The sequence below is a fragment of the Parafrankia sp. BMG5.11 genome (genome assembly GCF_004337455.1).
Map to the genome: position 1 here is coordinate 1 of NZ_SJXI01000172.1, position 10,341 is coordinate 10,341.

Here is a 10,341-nt window from a genome sequence, read left to right on the forward strand (position 1 = left end):
AAACTACGCTTCACGGCATTGAGACCGGATGACGGCCCGCACGCGCGGAACCTTCCGTTTCCCCGGGACGAGACTCGCGGCCATCGGCTCCTTGCCGGCCGATTCGGCATCTCTCCGGCGACGCGGTCATCGCCTCAGGAAACCCGAGTCACGATCGCACGAGGAGTCCCTGCTGAAAGGGGTAACGACAGGGACTCCCCGCGGCCGGTTGATCGTGATTTAACTCGGATGATCTGGGGGAGGGTGTGAGTCTCCAAGGAACTGCGTGTGGTGAGGTGGGGCCCGAAACGCCGAGCCTTCCGTTACCGTCGGGTCCTGCACCGCTGAGCACGCTCAGATCATCGTCTCCGATTGTCGACGGGAAGAGGAACGCCCCATGTCCACCAGGACGCACATAACGCTGAACAACGGGGTCGAGATGCCCGCGCTCGGTCTCGGTGTCTTCCAGACCCCGCCGGAGGAGACCCGGTCGGCTGTTGAGGCGGCACTGTCGGCCGGTTACCGGCACATCGACACCGCGGCGGCCTACGGCAACGAGCGGCAGGTCGGCGAGGCCGTCCTCAAGTCCGGCGTCGACCGGACCGACGTCTTTCTGGAGACCAAGATCTGGATCAGCGACTACGGCTACGACCAGACCCTGCACGGCTTCGAGAAGAGCGCGCGCAAGCTCGGCGTCGACCAGATCGACCTGCTCATCCTGCATCAGGCGCTGCCGTCGGAGTTCGACAGGACCCTGGAGGCCTACTGCGCCCTGGAGACGCTGCTCGCCGACGGGAAGGTCCGCGCGATCGGGGTCAGCAACTTCATGGTCGAGCATCTCACCGCTCTGCTGGAGCGGGTGAGTGTCGTCCCCGCGGTGAACCAGATCGAGGTGCACCCCTACTTCACCCAGCGCGAGGTGCAGGCGATCGACACCAAGCACGGCATCCTCACCCAGGCATGGTCACCGATCGGTGGAATCACGTTCTATCGTCCCGGTAGCCATGGCAGCACCCTGCAGGACCCGGTGATCGGTGAGATCGCACGGGCGCATGGCAGGACGCCGGCGCAGGTGATGCTGCGCTGGCACCTGCAGCAGGGCCGGTCGGCGATCCCGAAGTCGACGCGACCGGAGCGGATCGCGGAGAACCTCGACGTGTTCGACTTCGAGCTGACCGACAAGCAGCTCGCCGCGATCGACGGCCTTGACGCCGGCCGGCGCGGCGGCCCGGAGCCCAGCGACATCACTCTTGCGACCTTCAGTAAAGCGATCCCCGAAGCCTGATTACCCCACTTCATCCTGTGAGGCCCCAGAACTCGGATCGAAAATCACAGGAGGTTGACGCGTCGCAGCCATGCGTCGACGTCGGCGCCGGCTTGCGCGACTTCTTCGCCGCGTACCGCCAGGCCCGCCCCGATGGTTGCGCCGGGACATGAGGCGGCGTAGTCGCCTTCTGTGGTTCCCAGTCCACTCATGGCATAGGTCGTGACCGGAAGCACGGTCTTGCCGCTGAAGTCCAGGCTCCCCGTGAACGTCGACATGATCATCGGCGCTCTGACATTCCAGATCGGGCTTCCCAGCAGAATCGTGTCGTACCGCTCGATCGAGCGCAGGGGGTTGGCGATGGCCGGGCGTGCGTCGGCGTTCTGTTCACGGACATTTCGCCCGACAGTCTGCTCGTAGTCGTCCGGGTATGGGTCGGCCGGCTCGATGCGGTGAACGTCGCACCGGACCCGCGTGCTGATCATGCCAGCCAGCGCCTCGGTGTTTCCGACGTCAAGGTGATTACGCCCGCCGTAGTAGTAGTTCTCGCCCGCCCGGGAGAAGTAGGCCAGCAGAACGGACTGCTCCGCCGGGGCCGGCGTCGCGGGCCGTGCCGAGGGTGAGGACGCTGGCCGACCTGGCGAGGGCGCGGAACATCCGCTGACGGGGACACCGGCCAGCACCGTCGCTCCTGCGCCGAGCGCGCCACGCAGGAGCGACCGGCGCCCGAGCACGGCCGGCCTCTGGCTACCAATGTCCGTCCTCATCGGCCGGTGCTCGGCGCGCGGCTGCGCGAGCCATGCCGTTTCGTGTACTGAGCCCCACCCGTGCTCGACAGGCCCAGGCCCAGGCTCGGCGCCGCGGCCCTCCTCGTGCTCCATGAGGCTCCCTAACGTTGCGGATGGACGATGCCGCGGGTCAGCGCCCGGGCGGCGTCCGACACAGAACTGCCCGGGTCAGCCGATCGAAACCGCCCGCCGGACGCGGCTGGGAGTCCCGGTCGTGAGGGGTCCCGGCAGTACCTCCCACCACCGGTGGGCGTCGCCGTACCGTCGGGCCCATGGACAACCGCGCCGAGGTTCGCGACTTCCTCGTCGGCCGGCGCGCCCGGATCAGCCCCGAACAGGCCGGACTGGCCACTTTCGGTGACACCCGTCGGGTTCCCGGCCTCCGTCGCGGTGAGGTCGCCCACCTCGCCGGCGTGAGCGTGGAGTACTACACCCGCCTTGAGCGCGGAAACCTCGCCGGCGTGTCCGAAACCGTGCTGGACTCCCTGGCTCGGGCGCTACACCTCGACGAGGCCGAGCGCGCCTACCTGTTCGACCTCGCCAGGACCGCCACAGGCCCCGCACGACCGGCACGACCGGCACGGGGAAGCCAGCATGCCCGGGTGCGGCCCAGCATCCGCCGCGTCCTGGACGCCATCACCGGCGCGCCGGCCTACGTACGCAACGCGCGCATGGACATCCTCGCCGCCAACGACCTCTGCTTTGCCCTTTACGTCGACATCCTCACTCCGCGGACCCTCCCGGTGAACTTCGCGCGGTTCCTGTTCCTCGACCCCCGGGCCACCGACTTCTTCATCGACTGGCCCACCGTCGCCGACGCCGCCGCCGCGGGCCTGCGCGGTGAAGCCGGCCGCAGCCCGCTCGACCGTCAGCTCTCCGACCTCATCGGGGAACTGGCGACCCGCAGCGACGAGTTCCGCATCCGCTGGGCCCGCCACAACGTCCGCCTCCACCGCACAGCCGTGAAACGACTACGTCACCCGGTCATCGGCGACATCGAACTGACCGGCGACGCCATGGAACTACCCGCGGACGCGCTCACCCTCATCACCTACACCGCCAGCCACGCCGCGGCCCAACAGCAACTCGACTTCCTGGCCAGCTGGACCGGCGACCAGCGTCAATCCCGGCCAGGCGGCCCCCCGGCGGGAACGACGATCCCGCCGACGTCGAAGTCGAAAGACCCGGCCGAGCCGTCGCACTGACGGCGACGGACTGGCGTAACAGCACGGCCGGAGAACATGTCACCCTCCCCGCCGCCCGCGTGAAGTCGACATCGCTCCTCCGGCGACCTGGCCTTGTCGTCAATCCTGTCGAAGGACCCACCATGGAATACGCCAACCTCGGAACCTCCGGGCTGAAGGTCAGCCGTATCGCGCTCGGCTGCATGAGTTTCGGCAGGCCCGGCACGGGCCGCGACTGGGCGCTGGACGCCGACGCCGCCAAGCCGATCTTTCAGCAGGCCGTCGACCTTGGCATCACGCTGTGGGACACCGCCAACACCTACAGTCGGGGGACGTCCGAGGAGATCACCGGTGAAGCCGTGAAGCGGTACACGAGCCGCGACCAGGTCGTGATCGCGACGAAGCTGTTCGCGCCGATGGGCCCCGGACCCGGCGGCCGGGGCCTTTCGCGCCGCGCCGTCTTCGAGCAGCTCGACGCGTCGCTGCGACGGCTCGACACCGACTGGATCGACCTTTACCAGATTCACCGATTCGACCCGCACACCCCCGTCGAGGAGACGATGGAGGCCCTCCACGACGCCGTGAAATCGGGCAAGGTTCGCTACCTGGGCGCTTCCTCGATGTGGGCCTGGCAGTTCTCCAAGCTGCAGTACACCGCACAGCTGCACGGCTGGACGAAGTTCATCTCCATGCAGGACCAGTACAACCTCGTCGCCCGCGAGGAAGAGCGCGAGATGTTCCCGCTGTTGTCGGACCAGGGCGTCGGCAGCCTGCCATGGTCGCCGCTCGCCGCCGGCCTGGTGACCCGGCCGTGGGGTGACGCGAGCACGACCCGCGGAGCGCTGAACCCGACGGCCGACGCGTCCGGCACCCCGCTGTTCCTCGACAGCGACCGCGGGACGGTCGACGCGGTCCAGCGCATCGCCGAGGCACGGGGGACCTCGATGGCGCAGGTGGCGATGGCGTGGGTGCTGCGCAACCCTGTCGTGACCGCCCCGATCGTCGGAGCGACCAGGTCGCACCATCTCGCCGACGCCGTGGCCGCGCTCGACATCGATCTGGGTGAGGACGAGGTCACCGCTCTGGAGGAGAGCTACACGCCGCGCAGGCCGACCTACTACGGCTCCGAGTCGGGGTACTGAGCCTGTGACCGGATTCCGTCCTCGACGCACAAGGAGCTGATGCCGATGCAGACCTGGTTGATCACCGGCTGTTCCACGGGCCTGGGCCGCGCGCTCGCGCAGGCCCTGCTCGATCATGGCCACAACGTGGCCGCCACAGCCCGGGACGTCGCCCACGTGGCCGACCTCGCCGAGGCGTATCCCGGCCGTGCGCTCGCGCTCGCGCTCGACGTCACCGATGGTGCGCAGGTCACGCGCGCCGTCCAGCAGGCCGAACAGCGGTTCGGTGGTGTCGACGTGCTCGTCAACAACGCCGGCTACGGGTATCGGGCGGCGGTCGAGGAGGGCGACGAGGACGACGTCCGCCGGCTGTTCGCCACCAATTTCTTCGGTGCGGGTCGATGGTCAAAGGTGTGCTCCCGGGCATGCGCGCGCGACGGCGTGGCGCGATCGTCAACATCTCGTCGATCGGCGCGCGCATCTGCCCGCCGGGATCGGGCTACTACTCGGCGACCAAGGCGGCGCTCGAGGGCCTGACAGGCTCGCTGCGCAGAGAACTCGGGCCGCTCGGCATCCACGCGATCGTCGTCGAGCCCGGTGCCTTCCGGACCGACTTCGCGGGCCGCTCTCTCCAGCAGGCCGCGACGCCGATCGCCGACTACACTGACACGGCCGGGCGTCGCCGCAAGGAGCACGACATGACGCACGGCACCGAGCCGGGCGATCCGGCGAAGGCCGCCGAGGCGATCATCGCCGCCGTCGAGTCGGCGTCGCCCCCCGCGCTGCTCGTGCTCGGCCAGGACGCCGTGCGGCTCTTCCGTGACACGCTGGAGGGCCAGCTCGCTGAGCTGACGGAGTGGGAGAAGACCAGCCTCGCCACCGCCGTCGACGCCTAGGCCGTACCGCCGTCCATCCGGACCGACGGATATCCGTCCAGGTCACGAGGGCTCCGCCATCGTCATCAGCACGCAGACGCCACTGACCCGACCGGGCTACCGGTCGGGTCAGTGGCGTCTGGTCGAGTCAACCGACATCGACCGATTGCCCCCGGGCGAGCTGGCAGATCACCTGCCCTGATGCGTTGACCACGGCAGGGTCCCTCGCTATGGTACTTACATACGTCCAAGTGTTCGCATATAAGAACATTGCGTATGAGAACATCGCGTATAAGAACAATCGGTGGCTGATGGACCGAGGTCGGCCTGCCGAGTCCGCGTAGACCGTCAGGCCACGGATTTGACTCCTGGGTTCTCGTGTCCGGGCCGCGGCCGGGCGCGAGAACCCAGATCACAGCTGCTGTGCCGCTTCTGATCCTCTGGGCGGGCGCCGAGGGTGAGCCGGTAACCGCTGCCTCTGGCGCTGCTTCGTTCCCTGCTGATGTTCTTCAACGCCTGATACGGGATCCACGGAGTGCGGAAGGAGTCAGTCGACCGGGTCATGGTCGTCGGGCGTCCAGGTGCGGGGTGAAGCCCGCGGTGCCCCACTGTGGCCGGAACTGTTGACACAGATCCTTCACGGGCCCGGGTCGCATCCAGTGCGGCTTACGAGGAGAAGAGGACGTCATGGTCATTGTTGTGACTGTCGAACCGTGGGCGAGAAGCCCGGCACCTGACTCTGCGTCCGCCGGTGGATCTGATTTCTGCTTCCGCTTATCTGTGGGTAATCGCACGTCGGCGCAGGCGTCATCCGTCGCCATCGGCAGCGTGATGTAGTGCAGAGAGATGCTCTGGTTGCAGAGAGTAGGCGAGGTTTATGTGGCGTAATCATCCTCGTCGCCGCAACGATACTGATGCATCTGGTCCACTCGCCGTCGCCGTATCTTCTCGGCGGCCTGATCGGCGGTGCCGCGTTCTCGCTCGCGTTCAGAGCGCCATGGCGGTTTCCTGAGCCGGCGCGGCATTTCGGCATGGCGCTGATCGGGGTCAGCGCGGGCGCGCTGATCGACTCCGATGTGATCCGGCGGATAGCCAGCCAGCCCGTTGAGGTACTCGGGGGGGTCGCCGTCACACTGGTCTTTTCGATGGCGACGGGCCTGGTTCTCATTTTGTCGCCGAAGGTTAACCTGGCCACGGCGGTCTTCTCCTCGATGGCGGGCGCTGCCTCCGGCGTGTCGGCCATGGCCAAGGAGCTGGATGCCGACGACGCGATCGTCTCGGCCATCCAGTACGCGCGCGTGGTGGTTGTCGTGGTTTCGCTGTCGCTGGTTGCGCCGATCCTCGACCGCTCCGGGAGTCTCGCTCCGGCCGATCGCGGGCCCGCTGCCGTCGAACCCGTCCTGTGGCAGAGCCTCGTGTTCACGGCACTGTGCATGGGAGTCGGCCTGCTCCTCGCGCAGGTCCTTTCCTTCAGCGGCTCGCGGTTGGTCGTCCCGATGCTGCTCTCGATGGCGGTTGCGCTGGTGGTCTCCGTCCCGCTTGCCGTCCCGGAGCCGCTGCTCGATCTCGGTTACACCATCACCGGGCTTGCCGTTGGGTTTTCTTTTACTGCCGCCACGATCCGCCTGTTGATACGGCTGTTCCCGTTGGTGCTGGTGCAGTTGGTTCTGAGCGTCGGGGGCTGCGCCGTGATCGGAATCGTGTTCGCCCGGGCGGTCGAAATTTCGGACCTCGCTGGATACCTGGCGATGACCCCAGGCGGTCTCCCGGCGGTGACGGCTGTCGCGGTCCAGTCCGGCGCGGAGGTCGGACTGGTCATCACGATGCAGCTCGTACGGGTGTTCGCCGCCATCCTGAGCGCGTCGCTCATTGGCATCCTGGTCAGGCGCCGGAGCCGGCTGACGGGTGCCTGACCATCCCGGTCCACCCATCGCCGGTGATCCTATGTGCGTACAGATATTCATATATGCGAACTCTGCGCTAGGTTGGAGTGAGAGGCCTTGTCAGGGTTGTCGCCGCGGCCCCAGGAGGACGCCATGAGCTTTCCGTCCGTAAGACACGTGACACCGTCCGTCCGCGTCTTCGCCGGCGAGGGCGCGCTCGCCGCGCTGCCTCGTGAGTTCGACCGCGCGGGGATCCGGCGGGCGGTCGTGTTCTGCGGGGCCTCGATGCGCCGTCACACCGAGGCGGTGGCAAGGGTCGAGTCGGCGCTTGGCGACCGGCTCGCCGGATGGTTCGACGGAGTCCGCGAGCACAGCCCGCTTCCCGCGGTCGAGCACGCGCGCGAGGTCCTGGAGGCGACCGGGGCCGACGCCGTGGTGGCGCTGGGCGGCGGGTCCGCCATCGTGACCGGCCGCGCAGCCAGCATCCTGCTGGCGGAGAAGGTCGACGTTCGCGATGTCTGCACCCGCCGCGTCGACGGCCGGCTGGTCAGCCCGAAGCTCGACACACCGAAGATCCCCCAGTGGATCATTCCGAGTACTCCGACCACGGCCTACGCCAAGGCGGGAAGCGCGGTGCGGGACCCGGAGACCGGGGAGCGGCTGGCCCTGTTCGACCCCAAGACCCGCGCCGCGGGCGTGTTCATGGATCCCGTGATCGCCGGCACCGCGCCGGTGTCGCTGGTGCGGTCATCTGCCCTGAACGCCTTCGCCATGGCCGTTGACGGACTGCAGTCGGACACGGACGATCCGCTCGCCGACGCGCTGCTGGCGTATGCGCTCCGCCTGTCGAGGGAGTGGCTGCCGCGCCTCGACGTCGCCTCGGACGGGGAGCCGCGCCTGCGCCTCATGTTCGCCGCGCTCCTCGCGGGCCAGGGCAGCGACCACACGGGCGCCGGCCTGGCCCAGGCGCTCTCGCACGCGGTCGGTCCGCGCTCCACGGTGGCGAACGGGACGGTCGAGGCGATGCTCCTGCCGCCCACGATGCGTTTCAACGCCCAGGTGACGAAGCGGCGCCTCGTCCAGGTCGCGGAGGTCCTCAGTGGCGGACACCGGCCTGACGATGGTGCGGCCGAGGCGATCGACGCCGTCGAGCGCCTGCTCGCGGCCGTCGGTGTGCCACGCCGCCTGCGCGACGTCGGGGTTGATCGCGCGGCCCTCCCGGAGATCATCGAGCACGCCATGGACGACTGGGCCGTCACCCGTGTCCCGCGCCCGGCGACCCGGGAGGATCTCGAGGCGCTTCTCGACCGCGTCTGGTGAGGGCCTCCCGGGGAGGTCCGGGACTTCTGCTGACGCTTGGGACCAGGTAAGCTTGTTTCGTACTTACGAACGAATGTTCGTTAATGCGGCGACGTGGGGATGTGAGGCGATGGCGGCGGCCGGCCGCACCTCACGGGACGCGACGGTCGTCGTCCCGGGCGGCGCCGAACCAGAGGAGGTACGCGGGATGTCACTGGGCCTGGTCACTGTCGATCTTCAGGGAAGCGTGGCGGTGGTGGAGATGCACCGACCGCCGAACAACTTCTTCGACGAGGCCAGCCTCCGCGAGCTGGCTCAGACCCTGCTGCGCGTCGACGCCATGCCCGAGGCGCGCTGTGTGGTGCTGTGTGCGGAGGGGCGGCACTTCTGCGCGGGCGCTGATCTGCGCGACGTCGACGCGGACGGACTGCGTCGGGTCTACCGCGAGGCGTTCACCATCTTCACCGCGCGCAAGCCCGTTATCGCCGCCGTACAGGGCGCCGCGATCGGTGGTGGCCTCGGGCTGGCCCTGGCCGCCGACTTCCGGGTTGCCGCCGAAAACGCGCGGTTCAGCGCGAACTTCGCCCGGCTGGGCTTCCACCAGGGCTTCGGTCTCTCGGTCACCCTGCCGGCGGCTGTCGGGTCACAGAAGGCGCGCGATCTGCTGTACACAGGTCGCTCGGTCAACGGTGCTGAGGCGCTCGCGATGGGGCTGTGCGACCGGGTCACGGCGGCCGACCCGCGGGAGGAGGCGCTGGCCTGGGCCCATGACGTCGCCCTGTCGGCGCCGCTGTCCCTGCTGTCGATCAGGTCGACCCTGCGGCGTGAGCTCGTGGCGCGGGTGTCGGCGGCTCTCGACCAGGAGGCTGCCGCGCAGGCGGTCCTGCTCGGGACCGACGACTTCCGGGAGGGAGTCCAGGCTTCAATCGGCAAGCGGGCACCGTCCTTCACCGGAGCCTGAGCGGGTGTTGCACCGAGGTCGGGGTTAAATATGGCCATGACCGATCATCCGTCCCCGAAGCTCGACGGTGCTCCGCAGAACCACCGGACGATCGACCGGGTTACTCGCATCCTGGAAGAAGTCGTTTACAACCCGGGAATGACGTTTGTAGAGCTGGTGCGGGCGCTGGACGCTCCGAAAAGCTCTGTGCACGGCTTCGTTCGAGGGCTTCTCGCCGCAGGGTGGGTCTATGAGGACAACCACCGTTTCTACCTGGGCCCCGCGCTGTACGGTCTGACGCTCGCCAGCGGCAGCTTCCGTGCCGGAATGGTGACCGACGGCGACGTGGCCGCGCTTTATGAGGCGGCGGGTGTCACGGTCTTCCTGGGCGTCCAGGCCGGAGACCACCTGATCTACGTGTCCGAGTTCGGTGCGGACAGGCTGGCGGGTTTCGCGGCGCGGAACAACATCCGCCGTACCATGCTGGGGACGGCCGGTGGCAAGGCGATTCTCGCCGCGCTTCCCGCCGCCCAGCGGGACGCGTACCTGCGCCGACGGAATCCGGACGAATCCGCGCTCGTGGATCAGTTCCTCGCGGAGTACGAGGACATCAGGAGAACGCGGATAGCTCGGAACACGTTGCATGGTGGTACGCGCTTCGCCATCGCCACCGTCGTGTCGGGCCAGTCGGGCGAGCCGGTCGCCGAGGTCACCCTGGTGGGACCCAGTACAGAAATGCTGCCCCGGGAAGAACAACTGGCAGACCTGCTTCTCGGGCACGTCGACTCGTGGCGGCGGCGAGTGCCCGGAAGCGCCAAGAAGCAGGGTCGAGCGACCGGGCGGTGAATTTCTGATCACAGACGACCGGTTGCCGGTGACGGTCGGGGGGATCGCAGAGATCGTGCGCTGTGAACCACCGGGATCGTTACCGTCACTGGTTTACAGTCGAATCGGGAGTATTTGTGTCTGTTCATGCTCGGTCCGCTCGTGCTCGCCGGTCGTGTCTGG

The 10,341-nt window shown here is 68.1% G+C and carries 8 protein-coding genes and 1 pseudogene; 8 read left to right on the top strand and 1 reads right to left on the bottom strand.

Features of this window, described 5'->3' with window-relative positions; genetic code table 11:
* Positions 1-376: 376 nt before the first annotated feature.
* Positions 377-1,264, top strand: a complete 888-nt coding sequence (locus E0504_RS49170; protein ID WP_112105761.1) for an aldo/keto reductase — start codon at positions 377-379, stop codon at positions 1,262-1,264.
* A 44-nt stretch (positions 1,265-1,308) separates the two neighbouring features.
* Here the strand turns inward: E0504_RS49170 and E0504_RS49175 are convergent, their stop codons facing one another.
* Positions 1,309-2,010 (bottom strand): flavodoxin, encoded by a 702-nt coding sequence (locus E0504_RS49175; RefSeq protein WP_235013857.1) that lies wholly within the window; start codon positions 2,008-2,010, stop codon positions 1,309-1,311.
* A gap of 293 nt (positions 2,011-2,303) precedes the next feature.
* Here E0504_RS49175 and E0504_RS49180 point away from each other — a divergent pair, with 293 nt between their 5' ends.
* From E0504_RS49180 to E0504_RS49210, 7 genes and pseudogenes are all read left to right on the top strand, one after another.
* Positions 2,304-3,236 (top strand): helix-turn-helix transcriptional regulator, encoded by a 933-nt coding sequence (locus E0504_RS49180; RefSeq protein WP_112105762.1) that lies wholly within the window; start codon positions 2,304-2,306, stop codon positions 3,234-3,236.
* Between the two features lie 122 nt (positions 3,237-3,358).
* Positions 3,359-4,357 carry an aldo/keto reductase gene (locus E0504_RS49185; protein ID WP_112105763.1) on the top strand — a complete coding sequence of 333 codons (999 nt, stop codon included), beginning with the start codon at positions 3,359-3,361 and terminating at the stop codon, positions 4,355-4,357.
* Between the two features lie 45 nt (positions 4,358-4,402).
* A pseudogene (locus E0504_RS49190) lies at positions 4,403-5,232 on the top strand (oxidoreductase).
* A gap of 815 nt (positions 5,233-6,047) precedes the next feature.
* Positions 6,048-7,124: an AbrB family transcriptional regulator gene (locus E0504_RS49195; RefSeq protein WP_112105764.1), complete on the top strand. Its 1,077-nt coding sequence runs from the start codon at positions 6,048-6,050 to the stop codon at positions 7,122-7,124.
* Between the two features lie 123 nt (positions 7,125-7,247).
* Positions 7,248-8,414 (top strand): iron-containing alcohol dehydrogenase family protein, encoded by a 1,167-nt coding sequence (locus E0504_RS49200; RefSeq protein ID WP_112105765.1) that lies wholly within the window; start codon positions 7,248-7,250, stop codon positions 8,412-8,414.
* Between the two features lie 187 nt (positions 8,415-8,601).
* Complete coding sequence (locus E0504_RS49205; RefSeq protein WP_112105768.1) at positions 8,602-9,354, top strand: enoyl-CoA hydratase/isomerase family protein; 753 nt, start codon at positions 8,602-8,604, stop codon at positions 9,352-9,354.
* A 36-nt stretch (positions 9,355-9,390) separates the two neighbouring features.
* On the top strand, positions 9,391-10,179 hold the full coding sequence (locus tag E0504_RS49210) for an IclR family transcriptional regulator (RefSeq protein ID WP_235013860.1): 789 nt from the start codon (positions 9,391-9,393) through the stop codon (positions 10,177-10,179).
* Positions 10,180-10,341 lie beyond the last annotated feature (162 nt).